This is a genomic window from Burkholderia sp. BCC1996 (genome assembly GCF_905339955.1).
Classification (GTDB): Bacteria; Pseudomonadota; Gammaproteobacteria; order Burkholderiales; family Burkholderiaceae; genus Burkholderia.
Genome location: NZ_CAJPHM010000025.1, coordinates 26,961 through 53,432, shown reverse-complemented (window position 1 = coordinate 53,432; position 26,472 = coordinate 26,961). Strand labels below are relative to the sequence as shown.

Here is a 26,472-nt window from a genome sequence, read left to right as displayed (position 1 = left end):
GCGCGGCATTTTTGCCACAGTTCGCGCCACTCTTGCAAGATTTAACGGTTGCCTGTCGCAAGCCGTTTTTACCGCGTATTACGCGTGCACGATCTGCGTGTCGCCGGGATCGTCGTCGTCGTGCGCATCGACATCCCACACCGGGAACGGATCGTCGAACGCGCTCCATTGCGCCGCACCGAGCGCGAATTCCGCATCGGTGAGCAGGCATGCGTCGAGTTTTGCGCGCCACGCGTCGGCATCGAGCCCGATGCCGATCAGCACCAGTTCCTGACGGCGATCGCCGACCGAGCGGTCGTCGAGGTCGCCCTGCCACTCCGTGCGAATTTCGGCGAGCAACTCGTCGTCGTCCGGCCATTCCGCGCGATCCTGCGCGGCCCACCAGAGGCCCGCCGGGCCATGCCGGCACACGCCGCCCGCCTGCGACAGCGAGCCCGCGATGTCGTTGCGCGTCGCGAGCCAGAAGAAGCCCTTGCTGCGCAGCACGCCCGGCCACTCCTGATGCAGCAGCGCCCAGAGCCGTGCCGGATGAAACGGTCGGCGCGCGCGGTAAACAAAATTGCCGATGCCGAATTCGTCGGCTTCGCCATGCACGTGCGCATGGTGCGGATCGTGGCACTCGGGATCGTCGCAATGCGTGTGATCGTGATCGAGCGACGCGAGCCAGCCCGGCGCGTTCGCGGCCTCGTCGAAATCGAAGCGGCCGGTGTTCAGCACTTCCTCGAGCGGCACGTTGCCGAACGTCGACACGACCTGGTGCGCGCGCGGGTTGAGCCGCGCGAGGATGTGCTGCAGACGCGCGAGTTCTTCCGCGCCGACGAGGTCGGTCTTGTTGATCACGAGCACGTCGCAGAACTCGATCTGCTCGATCAGCAGCTCGACGAGCGTGCGATCGTCTTCGTCCGATGCGGCGATGCCGCGCGTCGCGAGCGCGTCGTCGGAACCGTAGTCGCGCAGGAAATTGTAGGCGTCGACCACGGTGACGAGCGTGTCGAGCCGCGCGACGTTCGACAGCGATGCGCCGTCGTCGTCGACGAACGTGAAGGTTTCGGCGATCGGCATCGGCTCCGCGATGCCGGTCGATTCGATCACGATCGCGTCGAAGCGGCCATCCGCCGCGAGATTGCGGATCTCGACGAGCAGGTCGTCGCGCAGCGTGCAGCAGATGCAGCCGTTCGACATCTCGACCAGGCGTTCCTCGACATGCGACAACGCCTGCGCATCGCGTACGAGCGACGCGTCGATGTTGACCGCCGCGAGATCGTTGACGATCACGGCGACTTTCAGGCCCGCGCGGTTCGCGAGGATGTGATTGAGCAGCGTGGTCTTGCCGGCGCCGAGGAAACCGGACAGCACGGTGACGGGCAACGGCTGGTTCATTGCCGGATTCATAACGATTTGCACCAACGGAAAAGAGGGAAAAGCGGCCGCGGCGTCCTGACGGGGCGCGATCGGCCCGGAGCCGGTCGCCCGGGCCGGTCGAAACCGCGGCGTGAGATCCGCATTGTGCATCAAACGCGCGCCGGCCGAGCGGCACGGCGTCGGCAAGCGCCGCGGCGCGGCGTCACTGCTCGGGCGGCATCAGCTTCCACTGCGTCAGGATCCCGGCGATCTGCCGCGCATACTTGTCGCGCAGCGACGGCGTTTCCGAATGATAGGCGCCGACGGCCTGCCATGTGTTGCCGTAGCGATTCATCTTCTGGCGCAGGTGCCAAGCGGCGATGTAGACGTTCTTGCACGGCTGCATCAGCGTGTCGCGGCCGATGCCGTAGCGCGACAGCGTCGGCAGGTGGATCGAATTGATCTGCATCAGGCCGTAGTCGACCGAGCCGTTCGTATTCTTGTTCAGCGCGTCGGGCCGGTTGTGCGACTCCTGCCACGCGATCGCGCGCAGGATCAGCGGATTGACCTTCTGGTAGCGGGCGGCCTCGTCGAAACAATCCGCGCGTGCGCTTCCGCAGGCGAACCACACGCCGGCGGCGATCAACGCGATCGAAGCGAACCGTCTGTTCATGGTGCGGAAAACGAAAGAAATGGGCGCAAGGATCGGGAAAACCCGTGTCCGTTATTCGTGCGACTGGAAACGTGCCGCCCGTATCATACCGAGAGTCCGTCACGTGGCGACATGCGAACGACGGCTGCCCGTTTATACCGCATTTTCGTGTCGATTCATCGCAAAAACGACGGCGATGGGCGGCAGCCCGGGGCGGCGGCGAAATCTTACATATTGCATACGGTGCGCCGGATACATGTCGTATGTGAGACAGTCCTCGGCTCAATGTGATATTCCGGACATGAAAAGCTGCTAATGTCGCCTCTTTCGGACCTGGATCCCAGCACTACCGCCGGAAGTGGCCTGAGCCGGCATCGACCCATTCATCCATGACAAGAAATCGCTTCGTTATGCGGCGCATCGCGACGACCCTGATCGTCGCCGGCATCATCGTCTCGCAGGCCGCCTACGCTCAGGTCACGCTCAATTTCGTGAATGCGGACATCGACCAGGTCGCCAAGGCGATCGGTGCCGCAACCGGCAAGACCATCATCGTCGACCCCCGCGTGAAGGGGCAGCTCAATCTCGTGGCTGAACGTCCGGTGCCGGAAGACCAGGCGCTGAAGACGCTGCAGTCGGCGCTGCGCATGCAGGGCTTCGCGCTCGTGCAGGATCACGGGGTGCTGAAGGTCGTGCCGGAAGCCGACGCGAAGCTGCAGGGCGTGCCGACCTATGTCGGCAATGCGCCGCAGGCGCGCGGCGACCAGGTCATCACGCAGGTGTTCGAGCTGCGCAACGAATCGGCGAACAACCTGCTGCCGGTGCTGCGGCCGCTGATCTCGCCGAACAACACGGTCACCGCCTACCCGGCGAACAACACGATCGTCGTCACCGACTACGCGGACAACGTGCGCCGAATCGCGCAGATCATCTCGGGCGTCGACAGCGCCGCGGGCGCGCAGGTCCAGGTCGTGCCGCTGCGCAATGCGAACGCGATCGACCTCGCCGCGCAGCTGCAGAAGATGCTCGACCCGGGCGCGATCGGCAACAGCGACGCGACGCTGAAGGTGTCGGTCACGGCCGACCCGCGCACCAACTCGCTGATGCTGCGCGCGTCGAGCGCGTCGCGCCTCGCGGCCGCGAAGCGCCTCGTGCAGCAGCTCGACGCGCCGAGCGCGGTGCCCGGCAACATGCACGTCGTGCCGCTGCGCAACGCCGACGCGGTGAAGCTCGCGAAGACGCTGCGCGGGATGCTCGGCAAGAGCAGCAGCGACAGCGGTTCGTCGGCGTCGTCCAACGACGCGAACAGCTTCAACCAGGGCGGCGGCTCGTCGCAGAGCGGCAACTTCTCGACCGGCACGTCGGGCACCCCGCCGCTGCCGTCGGGCGGCTTGGGCGGTTCGTCTTCTTCGTCCGCCTACGGCGGCAGCGGTTCGTCCGGCGGCGGCCTCGGCACGGGCGGCCTGCTCGGCGGCGACAAGGAAAAGGGCGACGACAACCAGCCGGGCGGGATGATCCAGGCCGACTCGGCGACCAACTCGCTGATCATCACCGCGTCCGACCCGGTCTACCGCAACCTGCGCTCGGTGATCGACCAGCTCGACGCACGGCGCGCGCAGGTCTATATCGAAGCGCTGATCGTCGAGCTGAACTCGACGACGCAGGGCAACCTCGGCATCCAGTGGCAGGTGGCGAGCGGCCAGTTTCTCGGCGGCACGAACCTGAACCCCGGGCTGGGCCTCGGCAACAGCATCATCAACCTGACGGCCGGCGGTGTGGCCAACGCGGCCGGCGGGATCACCGGAGGCGGGCTGGCCTCCAACCTCGGGCAGTTGTCCCAGGGGCTCAACATCGGCTGGCTGCACAACATGTTCGGCGTGCAGGGGCTCGGCGCGCTGCTGCAATACTTTGCGGGCGTGAGCGACGCGAACGTGCTGTCGACGCCGAACCTGATCACGCTCGACAACGAGGAAGCGAAGATCGTGGTCGGCCAGAACGTGCCGATCGCAACCGGTTCGTATTCGAACCTGACGAGCGGCACGACGAGCAACGCGTTCAACACCTACGACCGTCGCGACGTCGGCCTGACGCTGCACGTGAAGCCGCAGATCACCGACGGCGGGATCCTGAAGCTGCAGCTCTATACCGAGGATTCGGCGGTCGTCGCCGGCACGACCAGCGCGCAGACCGGCCCGACCTTCACGAAACGGTCGATCCAGTCGACGATCCTGGCCGACAACGGCGAGATCATCGTGCTCGGCGGCTTGATGCAGGACAACTACCAGGTATCGAACAGCAAGGTCCCGCTGCTCGGCGACATTCCGTGGATCGGCCAGCTGTTCCGTTCGGAATCGAAGGTGCGTGCGAAAACCAACCTGATGGTGTTCCTGCGCCCCGTGATCATTTCCGATCGCGGCACCGCGCAGGAAGTCACGGCCAACCGCTACGACTACATCCAGGGCGTGACGGGCGCGTACAAGTCGGACAACAACGTGATCCGCGACAAGGACGATCCGATCGTCCCGCCGATGCCGCTCGGCCCGAGCCAGGGCGGCACGCCGGCCGGGAACCTGTTCGATCTCGACAAGATGCGCCGTCAGCAGCTGCAACGCCAGGTGGCGCCGGTGCCGGCCCAGCCGCTGCCGGAGGCAACTCCCGCGCAGCCGCGGAGCGTACCGCAGCAGGCCGTGCCGCAACAGCCGCTGACCGCCACGCCGGGAGCCTCGCAGTGAGCGACGTGCTCGCATCCTCCGCTCACGACGGCACGCCCGGCGAACGGCAGCCGCCGTCGCCGCTCGCCGCGCGCCTGTTGCCGTACGGTTTCGCGAAGAGCGGCCAGGTGCTGATCGCGCACCAGCTCGACGACACGCTCGAGGTGTGGATCAGCGAACGCACGAACGATGCGGCGCTCGCCGAAATCGCGCGCAACTTCGGCTCGATCTCCGTGCATCGCGTGCCGGCCGACGAGCTCGCGCAGGCGATCAACCAGGCCTACGCGCGCCAGGACGGCAGCGCGGCGCAGATCGTCGGCGAGGTCGAAGGCGAAGTCGACCTGTCGCGGCTGATGCAGGACATCCCCGAAGTCGAGGATCTGCTCGAATCGGAAGACGATGCGCCGATCATCCGGATGATCAACGCGCTGCTCACGCAAGCGGCGCGCGAACAGGCATCGGACATTCACATCGAGCCGTTCGAGAATGCATCGGTCGTGCGGTTCCGCGTCGACGGCACGCTGCGCGACGTCGTGCGCCCGAAGAAGGCGCTGCACGGCGCGCTGATCTCGCGGATCAAGATCATGGCGCAGCTCGACATCGCCGAGAAACGCCTGCCGCAGGACGGCCGCATCACGCTGCGCGTCGGCGGCCGGCCGGTCGACGTGCGCGTGTCGACGCTGCCGACCGGGCACGGCGAGCGCGCGGTGCTGCGTCTGCTGGAAAAGGACGCGCAGCGCCTGAACCTCGAAGCGCTCGGGATGGGCCGCGACACGCTCGTCCAGTTCGACAAGCTGATCGGCCGCCCGCACGGCATCGTGCTGGTGACGGGCCCGACCGGTTCGGGCAAGACGACGACGCTGTATGCGTCGATGTCGCGGCTCGAAACGGCGACGACCAACATCATGACCGTCGAGGATCCGATCGAATACGACCTGTCCGGCATCGGCCAGACGCAGGTGAACGAGCGGATCGGGATGACCTTCGCCCGCGCGCTGCGTTCGATCCTGCGCCAGGACCCGGACGTGATCATGATCGGCGAAATCCGCGACCTCGAAACCGCGCAGATCGCGGTGCAGGCGTCGCTCACGGGCCACCTCGTGCTCGCGACGCTGCACACCAACGATGCGGCGTCCGCCGTCACGCGCCTGACCGACATGGGCGTCGAGCCGTACCTGCTCGCGTCGTCGCTGCTCGGCGTGCTCGCGCAGCGCCTGGTGCGGCAGCTCTGCCCGGTCTGCAAGGAAGAGCGGCAGGAGGAAGGCCGCACCGTGTGGCATCCGGTCGGCTGCGACAAGTGCGGGCATTCGGGCTACACGGGCCGGCGCGGCGTATACGAACTGCTGGTGGTCGACGATTCGATACGCACGCTGATCCACCGCAACGCGGCCGATGCGGAGATTCTCGCCGCGGGCCGCGCGGAAGGGATGCGCACGCTGCGCGACGACGCCGAGCGCTGGCTCGCGGCCGGTGCGACGTCGCTCGAGGAAGTGCTGCGCGTGACGGGAGGCGCATAGCGCGATGTCGGCATTCCGTTTCGAAGCAATCGATGCGGCCGGGCGCGCGCAGAAGGGCGTGATCGATGCCGACAGCGCGCGCGCCGCGCGCGGCCAGTTGCGCACGCAGGGGCTCACGCCGCTGGTGGTCGAGCCGGCCGCCAGCGCGAGCCGCGGTGCGCGCTCGCAGCGCCTCGCGTTCGGCCGCAAGCTGTCGCAGCGCGAGCAGGCGATCCTCACGCGCCAGCTCGCGAGCCTGCTGATCGCGGGGCTGCCGCTCGACGAGGCGCTCGGCGTGCTCACCGAGCAGGCCGAGCGCGACTATATCCGCGAACTGATGGCCTCGATCCGCGCGGAAGTGCTCGGCGGCCACTCGCTCGCGAATGCGCTGGGCCAGCATCCGCGCGACTTCCCGGAAATCTATCGCGCGCTCGTCGCGGCGGGCGAGCACACCGGCAAGCTCGGCATCGTGCTGTCGCGCCTGGCCGACTACATCGAACAGAGCAACGCGCTGAAGCAGAAGATCCTGCTCGCGTTCACGTATCCGGGGATCGTCACGCTGATCGCGTTCGGCATCGTCACGTTCCTGCTGAGCTACGTCGTGCCGCAGGTCGTCAACGTGTTCGCGAGCACGAAGCAGCAGCTGCCGATCCTCACGGTCGTGATGATGGCGCTGTCGGATTTCGTGCGGCACTGGTGGTGGGCGATCCTGATCGCGGCCGCGCTCGTCGTGTGGGTCGTGAAGGCGACGCTGTCGCGCGACGGGCCCAGGCTCGCGTTCGACCGCTGGGTGCTGACCGCGCCGCTCGCGGGCAAGCTCGTGCGGGGCTACAACACGGTGCGCTTCGCGAGCACGCTCGGCATCCTGACCGCGGCCGGCGTGCCGATCCTGCGCGCGCTGCAGGCGGCCGGCGAGACGCTGTCGAACCGCGCGATGCGCGCGAACATCGACGACGCGATCGTGCGCGTGCGCGAAGGCTCCGCGCTGTCGCGCGCGCTGAACAACGTGAAGACGTTTCCGCCGGTGCTCGTGCACCTGATCCGTTCGGGCGAAGCGACGGGCGACGTGACGACGATGCTGGATCGCGCGGCGGAAGGTGAAGCGCGCGAGCTCGAACGCCGCACGATGTTCCTGACGAGCCTGCTCGAGCCGCTCTTGATCCTGGCGATGGGCGGGATCGTGCTCGTGATCGTGCTGGCCGTGATGCTGCCGATCATCGAGCTGAACAACATGGTGCAGTGACGGCCTGACCGCCGGTCAGGCCACCGCCGATCAACGCATGTAGATCGCGGGGGACGGCGTGTTCGCGGGGAGCTGGACTTCGGCGCGCGCGCCGTTGCGGTCGACGATGATCGAGCGGTTGCGCACTTCGGCGAGCTTCGCGCCGGGCGCGAGCTCCGCGCCGAGCGACACGGCGCGCGGCGGCTCGCCGCCGATGCCGACGATCGCGGCGCCGCCATGATCGAGCGCGAGAATGCCGAACAGGTGGATGTCCTGCACGGGATTCTTGTCGAGCTGTCCGCCGAAGAGCGCGGCGGCGTCCTCGGTGCGGATCGGCAACCGCGCGGCGGCGGCGGGCAGCGGCGCTTCGCGGGCCGACAGCGTGACGACCCAGTAGGTGGCCGTCGCGCACAAACCCGCGAAGAGGGCTAGGGAGAGGATCCGGATCGAGAGCGCGTTCATGCGCGCTATTGTACGGATGTATATGAAATTTGCGTTGGGTGAAAGCCCTCGGCAGTGCGCGCCTTACAATGCGTGCTCCGCGCCCGGGGGAAACGGAAGCTGGCCGTCAGGCAAAACGTCCGGAATGCGCCGGGTGCGTCACTTAATCGACGACATTTTTTGGAAGAGGTAGTCAGTCATGCAAACGTGGATCACTCGCCGTAATGCGGCCGTGCGCCGTCAGCGCGGTTTCACGCTGATCGAGATCATGGTGGTGGTCGCGATCCTCGGGATCCTGGCGGCACTGATCGTGCCGAAGATCATGAGCCGTCCCGACGAGGCGCGCCGTATCGCCGCGAAGCAGGACATCGGCACGATCATGCAGGCGCTCAAGCTGTACCGGCTCGACAACGGCCGCTATCCGACCCAGGAACAGGGCCTGAACGCGCTGATCCAGAAGCCGACCACCGATCCGATCCCGAACAACTGGAAGGACGGCGGCTATCTCGAGCGCCTGCCGAACGATCCGTGGGGCAACGGGTACAAGTACCTGAACCCGGGCGTGCACGGCGAGATCGACGTGTTCAGCTACGGCGCCGACGGCAAGGAAGGCGGCGAGAGCAACGATTCCGACATCGGTTCGTGGCAGTAAGCCTGCGCTGACCGTCCCGACGTTCTCCCCGTTCTTCACTCCATGCCCGCCCCTCGCACGCCCTTGCGCTCCGCTCGCGCTCGCCGCGATGCCCGCGACGGCCGCGTGCGGCGCGGCGCGGCCGTGACCGCGGCACGCGCACGCGGCTTCACGCTGCTCGAGATGCTGGTCGTGCTCGTGATCGCGGGCCTGCTGGTGTCGCTCGCGTCGCTGTCGTTGACGCGCAATCCGCGCACCGACCTGCGCGAGGAAGCGCAGCGCATCGCGCTGCTGTTCGAGACGGCCGGCGACGAAGCACAGGTGCGCGCGCGCCCGATCGCGTGGCAGCCGACCGCGCACGGTTTCCGCTTCGACGTGAGCTCGCCCGACGGCTGGCACACGCTGCGCGACGACGTGCTGCGCCCGCGCGACTGGGACGGCGGCGTCACGGGCGCCGATATCGACTATCCCGGGGCCGACACGCGCGCGAGCCGCGTCGTGTTCGGCACGGAAAGCATCGACACGCCGGTGCGCGTGACGCTGCATTCGGCGGTCGGCAGCGCGACGATCGTCGGCACCGGCAACGGCCGCTACGAGGTGCAATGACGATGCGTCGTCGCCTGCCCTTTCCGGCCGCTTCCCGCCCCCCAAGGGGACTCCCTTCGGGGCACCCCAGGCGTACTTCCTCCGGAGACCGGCCTGCGGCCGGCCTCGCCGGGGCGCGCGGCTTCACGATGATCGAGGTGCTGGTCGCGCTCGCGATCATCGCGGTCGCGCTCGCCGCGTCGATCCGCGCGGTCGGCACGATGGCGACCAATGCATCCGATCTCCACCGCCGGCTGCTCGCCGGCTGGAGTGCCGACAACGCGCTCGCGCAACTGCGCCTCACGCATGCGTGGCCGGAGGTCGGCGAACAGAGCTTCGACTGTTCGCAGGGCAACCTGCAGCTGGTCTGCACGCAGCGCGTGAGCACGACGCCGAACCCGGTGTTCCGGCGCGTGCAGATGTCGGTGAGCATGCCGGGGCGCGCCGGCGTGCTCGCGCAAATGGTGACGGTGGTCGCGAATGAAACCAGCCGTCCGCTCTGACGCGCCGATGCCGCGCCGGCCCCTGCGCGCCGCCGGCTCGCGCCGCGTGCGCGGCTTCACGCTGATCGAACTGATGATCGCGATCGCGATCCTCGCGGTGGTCGCGATCCTGTCGTGGCGCGGGCTCGACCAGATCATGCGCGGCCGCGACAAGGTCGCGGCCGCGATGGAAGACGAGCGCGTGTTCGCGCAGATGTTCGACCAGATGCGCATCGACGCGCGGCTCGCCGCGACCGACGACGAAGCCGGCCAGCCGGCGATCGGCGTCGCCGGCAACACGCTGCAGATCGTCCGCGAGCTCGACGTGCCGGGCGCCGCGCCGCGGCTGCAGGTGGTCCGCTACCGGATCGCCGGCGGGCGCGTCGTGCGCTATGCGTCGCCGCCGCTCGACGACGCGAACCGCCTGCGCGACGTGCTGAAGGACAGCAGCGTCGACGGCTGGAGCTGGGTCGCGCTGATGGGCGGCGTCGGTGCGATCGACGCGAAGCTGTACGTGCCGCGCGTCGGCTGGACCACCAACCTGCAGACGGCCAACGACGCGCTCGCGCAGAACAACGACGCGCTGAAGGTGCCGCAGATCGGCAACGCGCCGCCGGCGCGGGCGGTGACGGGGCTGCAGGTCAGCATCGGCGCGACGTCGCTGCGCGTGCCCGTCACGCGCATCTTCCTCGTCGGGGAATGACGATGCGCGCGCGCCCTCACCGTACCCGGTTCGCCGCACGCGCCCGCCGCGAGCGCGGCGCGGCGATCATCACCGCGCTGCTCGTCGTCGCGCTGTCGGCGATCCTCGTGTCGGGGATGCTGTGGCGCCAGCAGGTGCAGATTCGCCGCATCGAGAACCAGCGCGTGATCGCGCAGGCGCAGTGGGTCGCGCGCGGCGCGCTCGACTGGACGCGCATGATCCTGCGCTCCGAGGGCGACACGGCGCCCGGCATCACCTATCTCGGCGGGATCTGGGCCGTACCGATCGCGCAGACGAAGCTGTCGGATTTCCTCGGCCGGATCGGCGCGCCGAACGACAACGGCGGCGAAGATACCTACATCTCCGGATCGATCGAGGACGCGCAGGCGAAGTACAACCTGCGCAACCTCGTGTCGTCGCCGGCGCCCGGCGTGCTGCAGCTCAACGCGATGCAGCTCCAGGCGTTCCAGCGGCTGTTGACGACCCTCGGCTACGACGGCGCGCTCGCGAAGCGCATCGCGCTGCAGATGCGCGCGGGCCTGATGCACTCGGCGACGCGTTTCCAGACGCCGACGCTGCCCGGCGCCGGAACGGCCGCGACCGCGCCGGTGCCCGGCGGCGACACGGCCGGCAACTTCACCGACGAGCCGGGGATGTCCGACGGCGACCGCGGGCCCGCGCCGCTCGTGATGACCGGCGTCGACAGCCTGCTCGACGTCGACGGCGTCACGCCCGAAATGGTCGCGCGGCTGCGCCCGTTCGTCACCGTGCTGCCGACCACGACGCCGGTGAACATGAACACCGCGCCGGCCGAGGTGATCGCGGCGCTGATGCCGGGGATGAGCGTGTCGTCGGCGCAGGCGCTCGTCGCGCGGCGCGAGACCGTGTTTTTCCGCAACGTCGGCGACGTGCAGCTCGCGCTGCGCGGTGCCGGCGCGCCGAACGTGACGATCGACTCGAGCCTCGTCGACGTCAATTCGAGTTACTTCATCGTGCATGGCCGGATTCAGCACGATCGCGCGGAGGTCGATCGCACCTCGCTCGTGTATCGTGATCCGACCACGCACTCGACGCGGGTCGTGCGCATCCGCGACCAGCTATAACGACGCCATCCGGGAGAGGAGCTCTTGAGCACGCTGATTGTTTCTTTGCCGCCGCGCGAGCCGGCCGTGCCGTTGCAGGAATGGCAGTGGCCCGAGCTGCCGTTCACGCTCGTGGACAAGGCCGGCCAGGTGCAGCGCGCGGGCCGCGCCGCGCTCGCGCTGCTGCCGCGCGCGAACGCGACGGTGCTGATCGTCGCCGCGCGCGACGTGCTGCTGCTGGCCGCGACCGTGCCGCCGCTCAAGGGGCCGAAGCTGCGCCAGGCGCTGCCGAACATCGTCGAGGATCAGCTGATCCAGGATCCGCTCGGCTGCCATGTCGCGCTCGATCCGGTCGCGCTGCCCGACGGCCGCCGCGTGCTGGCCGTCGTCGACCGCGCGTGGTTCCGCGCGATCTGTGATGCCTTCACCGCGGCCGGCCACCCGCACCTGAGCGCGGTGCCCGCGACGCGCTGCCTGCCCGCACCGCGCGCGCCGGCGGCGGAAGCTGGACCGGATGCGCATGCCGACGGTGAGGCCACCCAAGCCGACGCGCTCACGGATGCGGTCGAGCCGCCTGCGCGCCCGACCGCGGTCGCCGCGGTGCTCGGCCTCACGACGGCGATCGAGCCGGTGCTCGTGGAAGCCGGCGCGCAGCCGGCCGCGGCCGGTGCGCCGCGTCTCGAGTTCGCGGTCGCGCGCGGCGCGCTCGGCGAAGGGTTCGCGGCGCCCGCGTCGCGCGCGGCCGGCACGCTCGCCGCGCTCGCGGGCGGCGGCGACGTCGAACTGTACGAACTCGGCGAACCGGGCGCGGAGCCGCGCCTCGCGTCGGTCGGACGCGCCGACGGCCCGCTGCTGCCGGGCGCGCAACCGCTGCCGTTCGATGCGTTCGCGCGGCGTGCGCTGACCGAGCGCTTCGATCTGTGCCAGTTCGAATTCGAATCGCAGCCGTGGCGCTTCGACCGCGCGACGCTGAAGCGCCTGCGCGTGCCGATCGCACTCGCCGCGGCCACGCTCGGCGTCGCGGTGATCGGGATGAACCTGCACTGGTGGAAGCTGTCGCGCGAGCGCGACGCGCTGTCCGCGCAGATCACCGAGACGCTGCTGTCTGCCTTCCCGAAGACGACGACGGTGCTCGATCCGCCCGCGCAGATGCAGCGTCAGCTCGACCAGCTGCGCCTCGCGGCGGGCGAGCTGTCGCCGAACGATTTTCTCGCGCTGTCGAGCGGGCTGTCGCGTTCGATGGGCGCGCTGCCGCTGAACGGTATCGGGTCGCTCGATTATCACGACCGGCGGCTCGACGTCGGCTTCAAGCCGGAGGTCAAGGTCGACCCCGATTTCCCGCAGCGTCTCGCGCGCAACGGGCTGACCGGCGAAGTCGACAGCAGCACCGGCAAATGGACGATCCGGAGCCGCTCATGAAGACGGAACAACTGACCCAGGCGCTGGCCCAGTTCTGGGGCGAGCGCACGCCGCGCGAGCGGACGCTGCTCGGCTGGGGCGGCGCCGTGCTGGCCGTCGCGATCGCGTATTCGGTGCTGTGGTCGCCCGCGGAGGAAGGCCGCGCGCGGATCCGGCGCGCGCTGCCGACGATGCGCCAGGAACTCGCGCAGATGACCGCGCAGGCCAACGAGGCGAAGTCGTTGACGGCCGCCGCGCAAGGCGTCGCGCCGACCGGTCTTGCGCTGAAGGATGCGCTCACCGCGTCGCTGTCCGATCACGGGCTGCAGGGCGCGCAGGTGCAGGTCGTCGGCAACGGTGTGCAGATCCAGATGAAGAACGCCTCGTTTCCGGTGTGGACGCAGTGGCTCGACGACGCGCGCCGGCAGTTCAAGGTGCAGGTCGGCGAAGCGCACGTGACCGGACTGAAGGAAGACGGCCAGGTCGACCTGACGGCCGTGATGCAACCCTCGACGCAGAAATGACGCAGTGGATGAAACCAGCGACGGTCGGCCGATGAGGCCAGGGATCAGGCGGCTCGTCGCCGCATTGCCGTGGGTGGTGGCGGGCGGGTTCGCGACGGCGCTGACGCTCGTCGCGCTCGCGCCGGCCGCGTGGATCGCGCCGCAGTTCGCGCGCGCGAGCGGCGGCCACGTGAACCTCGTCGATCCGGACGGATCGCTGTGGCACGGCTCGGGCACGCTGATGCTCGCACCGGGCGCGGACCAGAGCGCGGCAACGCTGCTGCCGGGGCGGGTCGAATGGACCACGGGCTTCTGGCCGCTCCTGACCGGGCGCGTGCGGATGCGCATGCGGCAGACCGAGGCGATGCCCGACGCCGTCACGCTCGACGCGACGTGGCGCGGCGCCGTGCTGTCGGCGGGCACGATGGCCGTGCCCGCGTCGCTGCTTGCCGGGCTCGGCACGCCGTTCAACACGCTCGACCTGCAGGGCGACGTGCGGCTCGGGTGGACCGACTGGCGGATGATCGGCAACAGCGCGTTCGGCCAGCTGACGGTGACGATCGATTCGATGAGTTCGCGCGTGTCGCGCGTGAAGCCGCTCGGGTCGTATCGCGCAGTGCTGCAGGCGAAGGGCTCGGGCGCCGATCTCGACCTGTCGACGACGCAGGGCCCGCTGTTCCTCGACGGACACGGCAGCTTCGGCCCCGGCCAGGGTTCGTTTCGCGGCACCGCGCATGCGGCGCCCGAGCAGCAGGCGAACCTCGCGGGGCTGCTGAACCTGCTCGGCCATCCGATCGGCAACAACGAAGTGTCGCTGATCTTCGGCGACGCGACGCGCTGACGCGCGCCACCCTCTCCTTTCCGTCTTACTTCTGCGCGAGCGGCACGGCGGCCGACGGCGCGGTCGCGGTCGGCGCCGCCGCACCGGATGCCGGCGCCGGTGCCGCCATGTCACCCGTTTCGCGCGCGAGGTCCGACGCATCCCAGCCGCCGCCGAGCGCCTTCACGAGCCCGACCGACGACACCATTCGCTGGCCGGCGATCGTCGCGAGCTTCTGCTGCGCGGTGAACGCGGTGGTCTGCGCGGTCAGCACGTTCAGGTAGGCGACCGTGCCGGCCTTGTACTGGTTCGTGACGATCGCGAGCGCGTGCTGGGCGCTGTCGACGGCCTGCCGCTGCACGTCGACTTCCTGCGCGAGGATGCGCTGCGACGCGAGGTTGTCCTCGACGTCCTGGAACGCGGTGAGCACCGCGAGGCGGTACGCGGCGACGTCCTGGTCGTAGGTCGCGCGCGCGGCATCCGTTTGCGCGGCGCGCAGGCCGGCGTCGAACAGCGTCGCCGCGAGCTGCGGGCCGACCGTCCAGAACCGCGCGGGCAGCGTGAACAGTTGCGACCACACCGAGCTCTGGAAGCCGCCGGTGGCCGACAGGGTGAGTGTCGGGAAGAACGCGGCGATCGCGACGCCGATCTGCTCGTTCGCGGCCGCCGCGCGGCGCTCGGCCGCCGCGATGTCGGGCCGGCGCTCGAGCAGCGCGGACGGCACGTCGACCGGCGTGATCGGCGGCTCCGCCGCGAGCGGGTTCGGCGCCAGCGAGAACGTCGATGCCGGTTCGCCGATCAGTGTCGCGATCGCATGCTCGTACTGCGCGCGCGCGACGCCGTTGTCGATCGACGCGGCCTGCGCGCTCTGCAGCTGCGTCTGCGCCTGGATCACGTCCGCGCGCGCGGCGACGCCCTGCGCGTACTGGTTCTGCGTGAGCTTCAGCGATTCGCCGTACGACTTCACGGTGTCGTCGAGCAGCTTCTGCAGCGCGTCGGACGTGCGCAGCTGGAAGTAGGTCTGCGCGAGCAGCGCCTGCTGCGAGAGCCGCGCGTTCGCGAGATCGGCCGCGGCGGCCGCTTCGCCGGCGCGCTGCGCGCTGACGGTGCGGCTCACCTTGCCCCACAGGTCGGGTTCCCAGCTCGCGTCGAGGCCGACGCTGTAGCTGTTGCTGATCGACGAACTGCTGCCGAAGCTCGACGAAGACGACGTACGCCCCGTCCGGGAGCGTGAGCCCGAGGCGGTCAGCCCGACGGTCGGGAAGTACGCGGCACGCGCTTCGGCGACGAGCGCGCGGGCCTGCCGGTACGCGGCGGCCGATTGCGCGATGGTCTGGTTCGATGCGTTGAGCTTGCCGACCAGTGCGTCGAGCTGCGGGTCGTTGTAGACGCTCCACCACGGACCGCGGTCGGCGCGGTCGGCGGGCTGCGCGACTTTCCAGCCGGCCGGCGCTTCCTTGAAGGCGGCGGGGATCGACGTGTCGGGCCGGTGATAGTCGGGCCCGACGGCGCAGCCGGCGAGCAGCACGGCCGTCGCGACGGCGACGGCGGCGCTCAGCGGGCGAAGGGCGCGCGGGAGGGGAGCGTACGGCATGGTGGTTTTCCTGTCGGGATGCTGCGGCCGGCGAGCGGCGTCGCGCGATGCGGTCGTCGTGCCGCTGGCGGACAAATGGTAACTGACGGCGGGAAAGCCGCGCAGCCCTAAGGGTACGGTGCGCGGCGGCACGAATGTGTTACCGGCGCGGCCGGCCGGTTTACCGGTCATTACGGATCGCTTGCGCTCGAGGCAGGCGACGAATGCGGCGCAGGCGACGCCGGGACGCGGGGTGCGGCCGGCATTCGGTCGGGATGGCGGGAGCGAGCGGTGTCAGTGGCAGCGCGCGGGCACCGGGACGGGATCGGCGGCGGACCGCCATGTCGACGGCTCCGTGGCCGCCGGCCGGCTCGTGCGGCGGGCGGCGCCCTTCGCGTTGCGCTGCCGGCGGTGATCGAACCAGGCAAACCCGAGCGCCGCGAGCGACCCGCCCGGCACCACCAGCATCGTCACGTACAGCGCGATCTTCCAGCCGCGGTGCGGCCCGGAGAACACATGATGAGCGGTATCGGTCAGGTTGCGGCGCAGCGCGCCGGCGGCATTTTTCAGGAACAGCATTGCGAACATCCTCGGGGTGCCCGGCAGCGCGGGCTGAGCGGTCAGAACATCGTCTCCGGCAGTGCGGCATGCACGTCGTAACTGGTTGCCTGAAATAATATTGACTAAGCAATCATTTTTCAAGATACTGGGCGCGTTTTGACCTGAAACGCACTGTTGCTGCGCGCGCAATTCGCATGAACGGCGGCCTCTACGATCCCGACACCATTGCACTGGAAACGAGCCTCGGTTATTACCTGACCAAGGCCCGGCAGGCGCTCGTCGAGAGAATGGACCGCGCACTCGAGCCGTACGACCTCACCGCGCAGCAGATCGGCGTGATCCTGCTGCTGTCGCGCGGTTATGCGCGCACGCCGTTCGAGCTGTCGCGCAAGATGTCGTACGACAGCGGTTCGATGACCCGGATGCTCGACCGCCTCGAGCGCAAGGGCCTGATCGCGCGCTCGCGCAGCGAACAGGACCGCCGCGTGATCGAGCTGACGCTGACCGAGCGCGGCGCCGACGCGGCCCGCGCGCTGCCGTCGCTGATCGCGACCGCGTTGAACGCGCAGCTCGCCGGTTTCTCGGCCGACGAACTCGCGCTGCTCACCGGCCTGCTGCAGCGGTTCATCGCCAACGGGCCCGGCGATGCCGGCTGCCCGAAGCCCGACGAACCGGATTGCTGAGCGCGGGAGGCCCGATGTCTAGGTTAAGCATTCGCTTATTTCTCTGTCTGGGCAGAAGATGACGAGGCACGTGCTCCATCTCTCCCCTCACCCGTTCCACCCGTCCGGGCCGCGCGATAGGGTGCGCCCGTGTGTTGTGCCGGCGCGCTGCGCGTGCCGCGTCTAGGAGATTCCGATGTCCGCCACCACGGCATCCGCCGCGCCACCTGCCGCCCAACCCGCGCCGCTTACCGGCGGCGCGCTCGCGCTCCTCACCGTCGGGCTCGCGCTCGGCACCTTCATGGAAGTGCTCGACACGTCGATCGCGAACGTCGCGGTGCCGACCATCTCGGGCAGCCTCGGCGTCGCGACGAGCGAAGGCACGTGGGTGATCTCGTCGTATTCGGTCGCGTCCGCGATCGCGGTGCCGCTGACCGGCTGGCTCGCACGGCGGGTCGGCGAGGTGCGCCTGTTCACGCTGTCGGTGCTTGCGTTCACGATCGCGTCGGCGCTGTGCGGCCTCGCGTCGAACTTCGAGACGCTGATCGCGTTCCGGCTGCTGCAGGGCCTCGTGTCCGGGCCGATGGTGCCGCTGTCGCAGACGATCCTGATGCGCAGCTATCCGCCCGCGAAGCGCGGGCTCGCGCTCGGGCTGTGGGCGATGACGGTGATCGTCGCGCCGATCTTCGGCCCGTTGCTGGGCGGCTGGATCAGCGACAACTACACATGGCCGTGGATCTTCTACATCAACCTGCCGATCGGCATCTTCTCGGCGGCCTGCGCGTACTTCCTGCTGCGCGGCCGCGAGACGAAGACGACGAAGCAGCGGATCGACGCGGTCGGCCTCGCGCTGCTCGTGATCGGCGTGTCGTGCCTGCAGATGATGCTGGACCTCGGCAAGGACCGCGACTGGTTCAACTCGAGCTTCATCGTCGCGCTCGCGCTGATCGCGGTCGTGTCGATCGCGTTCATGCTCGTGTGGGAGGCGACCGAGAAGGAACCGGTGGTCGACCTGTCGCTGTTCAAGGACCGCAACTTCGCGCTCGGCGCGCTGATCATCTCGTTCGGCTTCATGGCGTTCTTCGGCTCGGTCGTGATCTTCCCGCTGTGGCTGCAGACGGTGATGGGCTACACGGCCGGCAAGGCCGGCCTCGCGACCGCGCCGGTCGGGCTGCTCGCGCTGGTGCTGTCGCCGCTGATCGGGCGCAACATGCACCGGCTCGACCTGCGGATGGTCGCGAGCTTCGCGTTCATCGTGTTCGCGGGTGTATCGGTCTGGAATTCGACGTTCACGCTCGACGTGCCGTTCAACCACGTGATCCTGCCGCGGCTCGTGCAGGGGATCGGCGTCGCGTGCTTCTTCGTGCCGATGACGACGATCACGCTGTCGAGCATCTCCGACGAGCGGCTCGCGAGCGCGTCCGGGCTGTCGAACTTCCTGCGCACGCTGTCCGGCGCGATCGGCACCGCGGCCAGCTCGACGTTCTGGGAGAACGATGCGATCTATCACCACGCGCGGCTGTCGGAATCGGTGAGCATCTACGCGCAGAGCACGACCGACTACCAGGGCGCGCTCGCGCAGCTCGGGATCGTCGGGCAGACGGCCAACGCGCAGCTCAACCAGCTCGTCACGCAGCAGGGCTTCATGATGGCGACCAACGACTTCTTCCATCTGTCGGCGGGCGTGTTCATCGCGCTCGCGGCGCTCGTGTGGATCACGAAGCCGAGGAAAGGCGCGGGGCCGGCGATGGGGCACTGAACGCGGAGGCTGGACCGTTTTCGCTGCACCTTGTTCGTCTTGCAAGCCCCTTCCGTTCGGACTAAGCTAAGTAAATTACTGAACTTAGTTCACATGGGATGAGGGAATGCAGACCTACAACATGCATGACGCGAAGACGAATCTATCGCGTTTGATTGACGAAGCCGTCCACGCGGGCGAACCGTTCGTGATCGCGAAAGCCGGCAAGCCGCTCGTCAAGGTGGTGCCGATCAATGCGCCTGAAGCCGTTCCCCCGGCTCGGATCGGCTTCATGAAGGGACAGATTCAGGTTCCCGACGATTTCGACACGATGGGTGACGAGGCCATTCGGAGGCTGTTCGAGGGCGACGCGTGAAAGTCCTGCTCGACACCCATCTGCTCCTTTGGGCGGCGGCCGACGCTGCGGAACTACCGAGCAGCGCCCGGTCGATCATTCAGGATCCGGCTTATACCCTGCTTTTCAGTGTCGTGAGTCTCTGGGAAATCGTGATCAAGCGCGGACTGGATCGGGACGATTTCCAGGTCGATCCCCATCTGCTCCGTCGCAACCTGCTCGATGTCGGCTACGTGGAATTGCCGATCACGAGCGCGCACGTTCTCTGCGTCGAGCAGTTGCCGGCGGTCCATCGCGATCCGTTCGATCGGCTGTTGATCGCGCAGGCAATTTCGGAAGGTGTATCGCTGCTCACGCACGACCACACCGTTGCGCGGTACGCGGGCCCGATTCAGCACGTCTGAATTCTGCCCGCGCCGCGCGCCTCACTCCCGCGCCCGCAACCCGCCGAAGGCCAGGTCGTCGCCCGACGCGATCGGCAGCGTCGCCCGCGCGACGTCGAGCCACGCCCGCGCCGCGTGCGACAGGTAACCCTTCTTCAGCCAGCCGAGCGCGATCGCCCAGGTGATCTCCGGCTCGACGATCGGCCGGCACGTGAACTGCCGCGCATCGAGCCGCCGGCAGTACGGCTCCGGCAACAGCGCGATGCCGACGCCCGCGTGCACCAGCGCGGCCATGAAATCCCAATGACCGCTGCGGCTCACGATCGACGGCGTGAAGCCGGCCTGCCGGCACGCGTCGAGCACCGCGTCGTGCAGCGCGAGGCTTTCCGCGTAGAACACGAACGACTCGCGCGCCAGATCGGCGAGCGGCACGGCCGTGTGATCCTCCCAGCGCGACTCGCGCGGTGCGACCAGCCACAGCGGCGCGCGCACCATCGGCAGTCGCTCGAACGTGGCCGGATCGACCGGCTCCAGCAGCCCGCCGAGCTCGAGCTCGCCCGACATCAGCGCGGCCTCGATCATCCGCGCGCCCTGCTCGAACAGCTTCAGCTCGATGTTCGGATAACGCTGCTTGTACGCGGCGATGATCGGCGTGAACAGCGACCCGCCGAGCGGCGGAATGCCGATCGTCAGCTCGCCGCGCCCGAGCGTGCCCAGATCCTTCAGCTCCGACTGCAGCTGCGCCTGCGCGGCGAGCACGTCCTGGCCGCGCTGGAACACGATCCGCCCCGCGTCGGTCAGCACCATCTGCCGGCCGTCGCGCAGCAACAGCGGCGAGCCGATCTCGTCCTCGAGCGCCTTCACCATCTTGCTGATGGTCGGCTGCGTGACGAACAACCGGTCGGCAGCCGCCGTGAAGCTCTGCTGACGGACCACCTCGACGAAGTACCGCAGCGCGCGCAATTCCATCGATGACTCCCCAAGTTGGTGCAACGAACCAAGCTGAATTCCGAATTGGAATGACAAGGATAGAGACAAGTCATTTTATTTATGGTTAGGGGAAACCCTATACTCACACCATCAACGCAATATCTGTATGGAGCCCGCCATGACCAAGCCGACCGCCACTGCCGCCGCCCGCCCCGCCGCCGCGGGCAACGTTGCGCGTACGGGCCGGATCGTGCTGCAGGCCGCCGCGCTCGGCGTGCTGTGGATGGCGGTCGACTGGGCCGTGCGCACGGTCGGGCTGCCGGTGCCGTCCGGCGTGGTCGGCCTCGCGGTGCTGCTCGCGCTGCTGTTCTCGGGCCGGGTCGCGCCCGCGTGGGTGAAGGACGGCGCGAACTGGCTCCTGTCCGACATGCTGCTGTTCTTCGTGCCGGCCGCTGTCGCGGCCGTCCAGTATGGCGGGCTGTTCCGCGAGGACGGCTGGCGCATCGCGCTGGTCATGCTCGCCGGCACCGCGTTCGTGATGGTTGCGGTGGCGGTGGCGGTCGACCTCGCCGCGAAGCTCGAGCGCCGGCTCGCCGCGCAGCGTGTGTTCGCCGAGCGCCGCCGTGCGCGCCTCGCGACCGCGTCGGCCCACTGAGCCGGAGCCTGCGATGCTTGCGCTGCTGTCGAACCTGTCCGCCGACCGCGTGAATACCGCGATCTCCGTCGGCTGCTTCGTGCTGACGGTCGTCCTGTATTTCGTGTCGAAGCGGCTCTACGCATACAGGAAGACGCTGCTGTTCTCGCCGCTCGTGTTCGTGCCGGGCGTGCTGGCGCTGCTCGTCGTGCTGACCGGCATCCCGTATTCGGTCTACTTCCGCGACACGCGCTGGCTGATGTGGCTGCTCGGCCCGGCGACGATCGCGTTCGCGGTGCCGATCTACGAGTATCGCGACCTGATCCGCCGCCACTGGCTGTCGCTGTCGGTCGGCGTCGCGGTCGGGATCGGTGCCGGCGTGTGCGGATCGCTGCTGCTCGCGAAGCTGCTGCACCTGTCGCCTGAGCTGCAGCGCTCGCTGATGACGCGCTCGGTGTCGACCCCGTTCGCGCTCGCCGTGTCCGACAAGATCCATGCGCCGAAGGACCTCACCGCGCTGTTCGTGATCGCGACCGGCATCTGCGGGATGCTGCTCGGCGAGATCGTGCTCGCGCTGGTGCCGATGCGCACGCGGCTCGCGCGCGGCGCGCTGTTCGGCGCGGCCGCCCACGGCGTGGGCACGGCGAAGGCGCGCGAGATCGGCAGCGAGGAAGGCGTCGTGTCGAGCCTCACGATGATGATCGCGGGCGTGGCGATGGTGCTGATCGCGCCGCTGCTGTCGCTGCTGCCGATCTGACGATGCGCGGGCGGGTGCCGCCGCCCGCCCTTCCCGCCCGAAGGCCCGGATGCCCGCCGGTCGCCTGCCTCACCGCTCGCAGACGCCGTTTTCCCGCCGCTCGTACCCTGCATCGAGCCGACACGCGGCCGACAATCGGCTGAGATAGCCGCAATTCCCCCCTCTTTTCCGCCCATCGGGCTCGGCCCGGATGCCGAACAATGCATGCTACGAGACATCACGCACGCATTCACATGGCCTCCACGACCGCAAACCCGACTGCCGACAAGCCGGCCTCGTCCGCCAAGTTCAAGCGCATCGCGCTCATCGCCGTCATCGCGCTGGGCGCAGCGGCCGCCGCCGCGGGCGGCATGTACGTGTTCCTGAGCAAGACCGGCGTCGGCCATGCGAGCGCGCCCGCCGAACCGGCGCCGCTGGCCGCTCCGGTGTTCTTCCCGCTCGACCCGCTGACCGTCAACCTGCAGTCGGACGACGGCGTGCAGCACTACCTGCGCGTCGGCCTGTCGCTGAAGCTCACCGACCCGAAGGCACAGGAGCAGCTGACTGCGCGCATGCCGGAGACCCGCAGCCGGATCCTGCTCGCGCTGTCGAACAAGCATCCCGAGGATCTCGCGACGCCGGACGGCAAGCGTTCGCTCGCGAAGGAGCTGCGCGAGCTGATCGAACAGCCGACGCAGCCGGGCAACCAGCGCGCGAAGGTCGACGACGTGCTGTTCACCGAATTCGTCGTCCAGTAACGCGGCCGGAAAAGGAGCGCGCATGGGCCACCAGGAGTTCATGTCCCAGGAGGAGGTCGATGCCCTCCTCAAGGGCGTCACGGGCGAAACCGACGCAATCGACGAGCAGCGCGATACGTCGGGCGTCCGCCCCTACAACATCGCGACGCAGGAGCGGATCGTCCGCGGCCGGATGCCCGGCCTCGAGATCATCAACGACCGCTTCGCGCGCCTCTTGCGGATCGGCATCTTCAACTTCATGCGGCGCACGGCGGAAATCTCCGTGAGCCAGGTGAAGGTACAGAAGTACAGCGAGTTCACCCGCAACCTGCCGATCCCGACGAACCTGAACCTGGTGCACGTGAAGCCGCTGCGCGGCACGTCGCTGTTCGTGTTCGACCCGAACCTCGTGTTCTTCGTCGTCGACAACCTGTTCGGCGGCGACGGGCGTTTCCACACGCGCGTCGAGGGCCGCGACTTCACGGCCACCGAGCAGCGGATCATCGGCAAGCTGCTGAACCTCGTGTTCGAGCACTACACGACCGCGTGGAAGAGCGTGCGGCCGCTGCAGTTCGAATTCGTGCGCTCGGAGATGCACACGCAGTTCGCGAACGTCGCGACGCCGAACGAGATCGTGATCGTCACGCAGTTCTCGATCGAGTTCGGACCGACCGGCGGCACGCTGCACATCTGCATGCCGTACTCGATGGTCGAGCCGATCCGCGACGTGCTCGCGTCGCCGATCCAGGGCGAGGCGCTCGAAGTCGACCGCCGCTGGGTGCGCGTGCTGTCGCAGCAGGTGCAGTCGGCCGAGGTCGAGCTGAGCGCGGATCTCGCCGAGATCCCGTCGACGTTCGAGAAGATCCTGAACCTGCGCGCGGGCGACGTGCTGCCGCTGGAGATCGCGGACACGATCACCGCGAAGGTCGACGGCGTGCCGGTGATGGAGTGCGGCTACGGCATTTTCAATGGTCAATATGCGTTGCGCGTACAGAAGATGATCAGCGCGGGCGACACGATGAAGGAAGGTGGATATGAGTGAGCTGAACCCGACGACCGAACTCGACCCGCAGGCACTCGCCGACGCGGCCCTCGCGGAATCGGCCGCGGCCGTGCAGGCCGCGCCCGCCGCCGCGGAAGAGGATTCGGGCATTGACGACTGGGCTGCCGCGCTCGCCGAGCAGAACCAGCAGCCGGTGCAGGCGGGCGCGACCGGCGCCGGCGTGTTCCAGCCGCTGTCGAAGGCTGCGGCCAGCTCGACGCACAACGACATCGAGATGATTCTCGACATCCCGGTCAAGATGACCGTGGAGCTCGGCCGCACCAAGATCGCGATCCGCAACCTGCTGCAGCTCGCGCAGGGGTCGGTCGTCGAGCTCGACGGCCTCGCCGGCGAGCCGATGGACGTGCTCGTGAACGGCTGCCTGATCGCGCAGGGCGAGGTCGTGGTGGTCAACGACAAGTTCGGCATCCGGCTGACCGACATCATCACGCCGGCCGAACGGATCCGGAAGCTGAATCGATGAAAGTCGTGACGTCTGGCCGGCGCGCGCGCCTGTTCGCGATCGCGGCGGCGGCTGCCGTTGCCGCGTCGCTTGCGTGCGCGCCGGCCGGCGCCGCCGACATGAACGCGGTGAACAACGCCGGCGCCATCGCATCGAGCGTGACGGTCGGCTCGGCCGTGCCGTCGCTCGGCGTCGGCGCGGTGCTGCAGACACTCGTCGGGCTCGCGGTCGTGATCGGCCTCGTGTTCGGCTGCGCGTGGCTCGCGCGCCGCTTCGGGTTCCAGCCCGCGCGGCGCGGCGGCCCGCTGAAGGTCGTGTCGAGCGTCGGGCTCGGCGCGAAGGAAAGCGCGACGATCGTCGAGATCGGCGATACCTGGCTCGTGCTCGGCGTCGCGCCGGGCAACGTGCGGCTGCTGCATACGCTGCCGGCCGGCTCGGCGGCGGCCACCGCGACGGTCGAGGCTCCTGCCGGCGGCACCGCAACCGGCGGCGGTCAGCCCGGCACGTTCGGCGCGCGGTTTCGCGACGCGCTCGCGGGCGAAGCCGCGAAGCGCTTCGGACGCGGCAAGGACCGCTGACATGGCGTCGCGCCCTCTTTCCGTACTCGCATTCCGATGAAACACGAATTCCTGCGTCGCGCGGCGCGCTTCACGCCCGTGCTGATCCTCTGCGCCGCCCCGGCGCTCGCGTGCGCGCAGGGGGCCGGCCTGCCCGCGTTCAACACGAGCCCGGGCCCGAACGGCGGCACCACCTATTCGCTGAGCGTGCAGACGATGCTGCTGCTCACGATGCTGTCGTTCCTGCCGGCGATGCTGCTGATGATGACGAGCTTCACGCGCATCATCATCGTGCTGTCGCTGCTGCGCCAAGCGCTCGGCACCGCGACGACGCCGCCGAACCAGGTGCTGGTCGGCCTCGCGATGTTCCTCACCTTCTTCGTGATGTCGCCGGTGCTCGACCGCGCGTACGCCGACGGCTACAAGCCGTTTTCCGACGGCTCGATGCCGATGGAGCAGGCCGTGCAGCGCGGCGTCGCGCCGTTCAAGACCTTCATGCTGAAGCAGACCCGCGAGACCGATCTCGCGCTGTTCGCGAAGATCTCGAAGGCCGCGCCGATGCAGGGCCCGGAAGACGTGCCGCTGTCGCTGCTGGTGCCCGCGTTCGTCACGAGCGAGCTGAAGACCGGCTTCCAGATCGGCTTCACGATCTTCATCCCGTTCCTGATCATCGACATGGTCGTCGCGAGCGTGCTGATGTCGATGGGGATGATGATGGTGTCGCCGTCCACCGTGTCGCTGCCGTTCAAGCTGATGCTGTTCGTGCTGGTCGACGGCTGGCAGCTCCTGATCGGCTCGCTCGCGCAGAGCTTCACGTAAGCGGAGGAAGCGCACGATGACACCCGAACAGGTGATGACGCTGGCGCACCAGGCGATGATGGTCGGCCTGCTGCTGGCCGCCCCGCTGCTGCTGGTCGCGCTCGCGGTCGGCCTCGTCGTGAGCCTGTTCCAGGCCGCGACGCAGATCAACGAATCGACGCTGTCGTTCATCCCGAAGCTGCTCGCGGTGGCCGCGACGCTCGTGATCGCCGGCCCGTGGATGCTGACGACGATGCTCGACTACCTGCGGCAGACGCTGCTGCACGTCGCGACGCTCGGCGCCGGCTGAGCGGCGCGCCAGGCTTTCGTTCCCCGCCGATGTTCTCGGTTACCTACGCGCAGCTCAACGGCTGGCTGACGGCCTTCCTGTGGCCGTTCGTGCGGATGCTCGCGCTCGTCGCGACGGCACCCGTGGTCGGCCATGCGGCCGTGCCGGTGCGCGTGAAGATCGGCATCGCCGCGTTCCTGGCGCTGGTCGTCGCGCCGACGCTCGGCGCGATGCCGGGCGTCACGGTGTTCTCCGCGCAGGGCATCTGGATCGTCGTCACGCAGTTCCTGATCGGCGTCGCGATGGGCTTCACGATGCAGATCGTGTTCGCGGCCGTCGAGGCGGCCGGCGACTTCATCGGCCTGTCGATGGGGCTCGGCTTCGCGACCTTCTTCGACCCGCATTCGAACGGCGCGACGCCGGCGATGGGCCGCTTCCTGAACGCGATCGCGATGCTCGCGTTTCTCGCGGTGGACGGCCACCTGCAGGTGTTCGCGGCGCTGGCCGCGTCGTTCCAGACGCTGCCGGTGTCGGCCGACCTGCTGCACGCGCCCGGCTGGCGCACGCTCGCCGCGTTCGGCGCGACCGTGTTCGAGATGGGGCTGCTGCTCGCGCTGCCGGTCGTCGCGGCGCTGCTGATCGCGAACCTCGCGCTCGGGATCCTGAACCGCGCGGCGCCGCAGATCGGCATCTTCCAGATCGGCTTTCCGGTCACGATGCTGGTCGGGCTGTTGCTCGTGCAACTGATGATCCCGAACCTCGTGCCGTTCGTGTCGCATCTGTTCGACATGGGGCTGGATGCGATGGGGCGGGTGTTGATCGGGTGGCGCCAGGTCGCTTGAGCCGCCGATTGCTGGAAAACCCCTAAAGGAATCGCCCGCCCGCGAAAGGTACCGGAAGGTTTCGCCTCCCTATACTCGTCAGGACGATGCAGCAAGCATCGCGCC

Annotated in this window: 30 protein-coding genes; 24 read left to right on the top strand and 6 right to left on the bottom strand. The window is 68.7% G+C overall.

What is annotated here, in order from left to right; all coding sequences use genetic code 11:
* Positions 1 to 78 precede the first annotated feature (78 nt).
* Together U4Z64_RS29520 and U4Z64_RS29515 are read right to left on the bottom strand one after the other, a co-directional pair.
* Positions 79 to 1,392 (bottom strand): GTP-binding protein, encoded by a 1,314-nt coding sequence (locus U4Z64_RS29520; protein WP_124571500.1) that lies wholly within the window; start codon positions 1,390 to 1,392, stop codon positions 79 to 81.
* Positions 1,393 to 1,564: 172 nt separating this feature from the next.
* Positions 1,565 to 2,014 (bottom strand): lytic transglycosylase domain-containing protein, encoded by a 450-nt coding sequence (locus U4Z64_RS29515; protein ID WP_321812090.1) that lies wholly within the window; start codon positions 2,012 to 2,014, stop codon positions 1,565 to 1,567.
* Positions 2,015 to 2,382: 368 nt separating this feature from the next.
* On the opposite strand from U4Z64_RS29515, the gene gspD reads away from it, so the two are divergent.
* The 3 genes from gspD to gspF are packed head-to-tail and all read left to right on the top strand — an operon-like array spanning position 2,383 to position 7,443.
* On the top strand, positions 2,383 to 4,725 hold the full coding sequence (gspD, locus tag U4Z64_RS29510) for a type II secretion system secretin GspD (protein ID WP_321821822.1): 2,343 nt from the start codon (positions 2,383 to 2,385) through the stop codon (positions 4,723 to 4,725).
* A gap of 5 nt (positions 4,726 to 4,730) precedes the next feature.
* On the top strand, positions 4,731 to 6,221 hold the full coding sequence (gene gspE / locus U4Z64_RS29505; RefSeq protein WP_415750610.1) for a type II secretion system ATPase GspE: 1,491 nt from the start codon (positions 4,731 to 4,733) through the stop codon (positions 6,219 to 6,221).
* A gap of 4 nt (positions 6,222 to 6,225) precedes the next feature.
* Positions 6,226 to 7,443 (top strand): type II secretion system inner membrane protein GspF, encoded by a 1,218-nt coding sequence (gene gspF / locus U4Z64_RS29500; protein ID WP_257775102.1) that lies wholly within the window; start codon positions 6,226 to 6,228, stop codon positions 7,441 to 7,443.
* A 30-nt stretch (positions 7,444 to 7,473) separates the two neighbouring features.
* On the opposite strand, the gene U4Z64_RS29495 is transcribed toward gspF, so the two are convergent.
* A complete protein-coding gene (locus U4Z64_RS29495; RefSeq protein ID WP_044845208.1) occupies positions 7,474 to 7,884 on the bottom strand; it encodes a hypothetical protein in 411 nt (136 codons plus the stop codon).
* 178 nt (positions 7,885 to 8,062) lie between these two features.
* Between U4Z64_RS29495 and gspG the strand changes: the two genes are divergently transcribed.
* From gspG to U4Z64_RS29455, 8 genes are read left to right on the top strand one after another with little or no spacing between them, the layout of a single operon-like run.
* Entirely contained in the window at positions 8,063 to 8,515 is a 453-nt protein-coding gene (gene gspG / locus U4Z64_RS29490) for a type II secretion system major pseudopilin GspG (protein WP_027783126.1), read from the top strand.
* Between the two features lie 42 nt (positions 8,516 to 8,557).
* A complete protein-coding gene (locus U4Z64_RS29485; RefSeq protein WP_321821820.1) occupies positions 8,558 to 9,100 on the top strand; it encodes a GspH/FimT family pseudopilin in 543 nt (180 codons plus the stop codon).
* Between the two features lie 2 nt (positions 9,101 to 9,102).
* Positions 9,103 to 9,582 (top strand): type II secretion system minor pseudopilin GspI, encoded by a 480-nt coding sequence (gene gspI, locus U4Z64_RS29480; RefSeq protein WP_415750609.1) that lies wholly within the window; start codon positions 9,103 to 9,105, stop codon positions 9,580 to 9,582.
* Positions 9,560 to 10,264, top strand: a complete 705-nt coding sequence (locus U4Z64_RS29475) for a type II secretion system protein J (protein ID WP_124486801.1) — start codon at positions 9,560 to 9,562, stop codon at positions 10,262 to 10,264. The genes gspI and U4Z64_RS29475 overlap by 23 nt, the downstream gene beginning before the upstream one ends.
* Positions 10,265 to 10,266: 2 nt before the next feature.
* Positions 10,267 to 11,367, top strand: coding sequence for a type II secretion system minor pseudopilin GspK (gene gspK, locus U4Z64_RS29470; protein WP_321821819.1), 1,101 nt, complete (start codon positions 10,267 to 10,269; stop codon positions 11,365 to 11,367).
* 24 nt (positions 11,368 to 11,391) lie between these two features.
* Positions 11,392 to 12,765, top strand: coding sequence for a type II secretion system protein GspL (gspL, locus tag U4Z64_RS29465; protein ID WP_321821818.1), 1,374 nt, complete (start codon positions 11,392 to 11,394; stop codon positions 12,763 to 12,765).
* On the top strand, positions 12,762 to 13,268 hold the full coding sequence (gene gspM, locus U4Z64_RS29460; RefSeq protein WP_044845246.1) for a type II secretion system protein GspM: 507 nt from the start codon (positions 12,762 to 12,764) through the stop codon (positions 13,266 to 13,268). Before gspL ends, gspM begins: the two co-directional genes overlap by 4 nt.
* 31 nt (positions 13,269 to 13,299) lie before the next feature.
* The gene (locus U4Z64_RS29455; RefSeq protein ID WP_044845203.1) at positions 13,300 to 14,088 is read left to right on the top strand and encodes a type II secretion system protein N; all 789 of its coding nucleotides are present in this window, start codon (positions 13,300 to 13,302) and stop codon (positions 14,086 to 14,088) included.
* A 25-nt stretch (positions 14,089 to 14,113) separates the two neighbouring features.
* On the opposite strand, the gene U4Z64_RS29450 is transcribed toward U4Z64_RS29455, so the two are convergent.
* Both U4Z64_RS29450 and U4Z64_RS29445 read right to left on the bottom strand, forming a co-directional pair.
* Positions 14,114 to 15,661 carry an efflux transporter outer membrane subunit gene (locus tag U4Z64_RS29450; protein WP_321821817.1) on the bottom strand — a complete coding sequence of 516 codons (1,548 nt, stop codon included), beginning with the start codon at positions 15,659 to 15,661 and terminating at the stop codon, positions 14,114 to 14,116.
* Between the two features lie 273 nt (positions 15,662 to 15,934).
* On the bottom strand, positions 15,935 to 16,219 hold the full coding sequence (locus tag U4Z64_RS29445) for a multidrug ABC transporter ATPase (protein ID WP_082088525.1): 285 nt from the start codon (positions 16,217 to 16,219) through the stop codon (positions 15,935 to 15,937).
* 176 nt (positions 16,220 to 16,395) lie between these two features.
* On the opposite strand from U4Z64_RS29445, the gene U4Z64_RS29440 reads away from it, so the two are divergent.
* The 4 genes from U4Z64_RS29440 to U4Z64_RS29425 all read left to right on the top strand — a co-directional run bounded on the left by U4Z64_RS29440 (position 16,396) and on the right by U4Z64_RS29425 (position 19,360).
* On the top strand, positions 16,396 to 16,884 hold the full coding sequence (locus U4Z64_RS29440) for a MarR family winged helix-turn-helix transcriptional regulator (protein WP_044845200.1): 489 nt from the start codon (positions 16,396 to 16,398) through the stop codon (positions 16,882 to 16,884).
* A 175-nt stretch (positions 16,885 to 17,059) separates the two neighbouring features.
* Entirely contained in the window at positions 17,060 to 18,622 is a 1,563-nt protein-coding gene (locus U4Z64_RS29435) for a DHA2 family efflux MFS transporter permease subunit (RefSeq protein ID WP_321821816.1), read from the top strand.
* Positions 18,623 to 18,728: 106 nt separating this feature from the next.
* Positions 18,729 to 18,977, top strand: coding sequence for a type II toxin-antitoxin system Phd/YefM family antitoxin (locus U4Z64_RS29430; protein ID WP_044845198.1), 249 nt, complete (start codon positions 18,729 to 18,731; stop codon positions 18,975 to 18,977).
* Positions 18,974 to 19,360 (top strand): type II toxin-antitoxin system VapC family toxin, encoded by a 387-nt coding sequence (locus tag U4Z64_RS29425; RefSeq protein ID WP_257775091.1) that lies wholly within the window; start codon positions 18,974 to 18,976, stop codon positions 19,358 to 19,360. Before U4Z64_RS29430 ends, U4Z64_RS29425 begins: the two co-directional genes overlap by 4 nt.
* A 21-nt stretch (positions 19,361 to 19,381) precedes the next feature.
* On the opposite strand, the gene U4Z64_RS29420 is transcribed toward U4Z64_RS29425, so the two are convergent.
* Entirely contained in the window at positions 19,382 to 20,308 is a 927-nt protein-coding gene (locus U4Z64_RS29420; RefSeq protein WP_044845196.1) for a LysR family transcriptional regulator, read from the bottom strand.
* A gap of 139 nt (positions 20,309 to 20,447) precedes the next feature.
* Here U4Z64_RS29420 and U4Z64_RS29415 point away from each other — a divergent pair, with 139 nt between their 5' ends.
* From U4Z64_RS29415 to fliR, 9 genes are all read left to right on the top strand, one after another.
* A complete protein-coding gene (locus U4Z64_RS29415; RefSeq protein WP_321821815.1) occupies positions 20,448 to 20,924 on the top strand; it encodes a CidA/LrgA family protein in 477 nt (158 codons plus the stop codon).
* A gap of 13 nt (positions 20,925 to 20,937) precedes the next feature.
* Complete coding sequence (locus U4Z64_RS29410; RefSeq protein WP_044845194.1) at positions 20,938 to 21,660, top strand: LrgB family protein; 723 nt, start codon at positions 20,938 to 20,940, stop codon at positions 21,658 to 21,660.
* 200 nt (positions 21,661 to 21,860) lie between these two features.
* Positions 21,861 to 22,397, top strand: a complete 537-nt coding sequence (gene fliL, locus U4Z64_RS29405) for a flagellar basal body-associated protein FliL (protein ID WP_321821814.1) — start codon at positions 21,861 to 21,863, stop codon at positions 22,395 to 22,397.
* A gap of 22 nt (positions 22,398 to 22,419) precedes the next feature.
* The gene (gene fliM, locus U4Z64_RS29400; protein WP_124486792.1) at positions 22,420 to 23,418 is read left to right on the top strand and encodes a flagellar motor switch protein FliM; all 999 of its coding nucleotides are present in this window, start codon (positions 22,420 to 22,422) and stop codon (positions 23,416 to 23,418) included.
* Positions 23,411 to 23,902 carry a flagellar motor switch protein FliN gene (fliN, locus tag U4Z64_RS29395; protein ID WP_124486791.1) on the top strand — a complete coding sequence of 164 codons (492 nt, stop codon included), beginning with the start codon at positions 23,411 to 23,413 and terminating at the stop codon, positions 23,900 to 23,902. Before fliM ends, fliN begins: the two co-directional genes overlap by 8 nt.
* Positions 23,899 to 24,459, top strand: coding sequence for a flagellar biosynthetic protein FliO (fliO, locus tag U4Z64_RS29390; RefSeq protein WP_321821813.1), 561 nt, complete (start codon positions 23,899 to 23,901; stop codon positions 24,457 to 24,459). The genes fliN and fliO overlap by 4 nt, the downstream gene beginning before the upstream one ends.
* 36 nt (positions 24,460 to 24,495) lie before the next feature.
* Positions 24,496 to 25,257, top strand: a complete 762-nt coding sequence (fliP, locus tag U4Z64_RS29385) for a flagellar type III secretion system pore protein FliP (protein WP_321821812.1) — start codon at positions 24,496 to 24,498, stop codon at positions 25,255 to 25,257.
* A gap of 16 nt (positions 25,258 to 25,273) precedes the next feature.
* Entirely contained in the window at positions 25,274 to 25,546 is a 273-nt protein-coding gene (fliQ, locus tag U4Z64_RS29380) for a flagellar biosynthesis protein FliQ (RefSeq protein WP_006750427.1), read from the top strand.
* A 29-nt stretch (positions 25,547 to 25,575) separates the two neighbouring features.
* Complete coding sequence (gene fliR / locus U4Z64_RS29375) at positions 25,576 to 26,367, top strand: flagellar biosynthetic protein FliR (protein ID WP_321802013.1); 792 nt, start codon at positions 25,576 to 25,578, stop codon at positions 26,365 to 26,367.
* The last annotated feature ends 105 nt before the right edge of the window (positions 26,368 to 26,472 follow it).

What these genes read in the sequence shown, in the direction of transcription:
- fliQ (WP_006750427.1), top strand. Translation starts at nt 25,274, where the DNA reads ATGACACCCGAACAGGTGATGACGCTGGCGCACCAGGCGATGATGGTC.
- fliR (WP_321802013.1), top strand. Translation starts at nt 25,576, where the DNA reads ATGTTCTCGGTTACCTACGCGCAGCTCAACGGCTGGCTGACGGCCTTC.
- U4Z64_RS29520 (WP_124571500.1), bottom strand. Translation starts at nt 1,392, where the DNA reads ATGAATCCGGCAATGAACCAGCCGTTGCCCGTCACCGTGCTGTCCGGT.
- U4Z64_RS29445 (WP_082088525.1), bottom strand. Translation starts at nt 16,219, where the DNA reads ATGCTGTTCCTGAAAAATGCCGCCGGCGCGCTGCGCCGCAACCTGACC.
- U4Z64_RS29435 (WP_321821816.1), top strand. Translation starts at nt 17,060, where the DNA reads ATGTCCGCCACCACGGCATCCGCCGCGCCACCTGCCGCCCAACCCGCG.
- fliO (WP_321821813.1), top strand. Translation starts at nt 23,899, where the DNA reads ATGAAAGTCGTGACGTCTGGCCGGCGCGCGCGCCTGTTCGCGATCGCG.
- U4Z64_RS29455 (WP_044845203.1), top strand. Translation starts at nt 13,300, where the DNA reads ATGAGGCCAGGGATCAGGCGGCTCGTCGCCGCATTGCCGTGGGTGGTG.
- fliN (WP_124486791.1), top strand. Translation starts at nt 23,411, where the DNA reads ATGAGTGAGCTGAACCCGACGACCGAACTCGACCCGCAGGCACTCGCC.
- U4Z64_RS29475 (WP_124486801.1), top strand. Translation starts at nt 9,560, where the DNA reads ATGAAACCAGCCGTCCGCTCTGACGCGCCGATGCCGCGCCGGCCCCTG.
- U4Z64_RS29450 (WP_321821817.1), bottom strand. Translation starts at nt 15,661, where the DNA reads ATGCCGTACGCTCCCCTCCCGCGCGCCCTTCGCCCGCTGAGCGCCGCC.
- U4Z64_RS29410 (WP_044845194.1), top strand. Translation starts at nt 20,938, where the DNA reads ATGCTTGCGCTGCTGTCGAACCTGTCCGCCGACCGCGTGAATACCGCG.
- gspM (WP_044845246.1), top strand. Translation starts at nt 12,762, where the DNA reads ATGAAGACGGAACAACTGACCCAGGCGCTGGCCCAGTTCTGGGGCGAG.
- fliM (WP_124486792.1), top strand. Translation starts at nt 22,420, where the DNA reads ATGGGCCACCAGGAGTTCATGTCCCAGGAGGAGGTCGATGCCCTCCTC.
- U4Z64_RS29430 (WP_044845198.1), top strand. Translation starts at nt 18,729, where the DNA reads ATGCAGACCTACAACATGCATGACGCGAAGACGAATCTATCGCGTTTG.
- gspI (WP_415750609.1), top strand. Translation starts at nt 9,103, where the DNA reads ATGCGTCGTCGCCTGCCCTTTCCGGCCGCTTCCCGCCCCCCAAGGGGA.
- fliP (WP_321821812.1), top strand. Translation starts at nt 24,496, where the DNA reads ATGAAACACGAATTCCTGCGTCGCGCGGCGCGCTTCACGCCCGTGCTG.
- gspG (WP_027783126.1), top strand. Translation starts at nt 8,063, where the DNA reads ATGCAAACGTGGATCACTCGCCGTAATGCGGCCGTGCGCCGTCAGCGC.
- U4Z64_RS29515 (WP_321812090.1), bottom strand. Translation starts at nt 2,014, where the DNA reads ATGAACAGACGGTTCGCTTCGATCGCGTTGATCGCCGCCGGCGTGTGG.
- U4Z64_RS29415 (WP_321821815.1), top strand. Translation starts at nt 20,448, where the DNA reads ATGACCAAGCCGACCGCCACTGCCGCCGCCCGCCCCGCCGCCGCGGGC.
- U4Z64_RS29440 (WP_044845200.1), top strand. Translation starts at nt 16,396, where the DNA reads ATGAACGGCGGCCTCTACGATCCCGACACCATTGCACTGGAAACGAGC.
- U4Z64_RS29420 (WP_044845196.1), bottom strand. Translation starts at nt 20,308, where the DNA reads ATGGAATTGCGCGCGCTGCGGTACTTCGTCGAGGTGGTCCGTCAGCAG.
- U4Z64_RS29495 (WP_044845208.1), bottom strand. Translation starts at nt 7,884, where the DNA reads ATGAACGCGCTCTCGATCCGGATCCTCTCCCTAGCCCTCTTCGCGGGT.
- gspF (WP_257775102.1), top strand. Translation starts at nt 6,226, where the DNA reads ATGTCGGCATTCCGTTTCGAAGCAATCGATGCGGCCGGGCGCGCGCAG.
- fliL (WP_321821814.1), top strand. Translation starts at nt 21,861, where the DNA reads ATGCATGCTACGAGACATCACGCACGCATTCACATGGCCTCCACGACC.
- gspK (WP_321821819.1), top strand. Translation starts at nt 10,267, where the DNA reads ATGCGCGCGCGCCCTCACCGTACCCGGTTCGCCGCACGCGCCCGCCGC.
- U4Z64_RS29485 (WP_321821820.1), top strand. Translation starts at nt 8,558, where the DNA reads ATGCCCGCCCCTCGCACGCCCTTGCGCTCCGCTCGCGCTCGCCGCGAT.
- gspD (WP_321821822.1), top strand. Translation starts at nt 2,383, where the DNA reads ATGACAAGAAATCGCTTCGTTATGCGGCGCATCGCGACGACCCTGATC.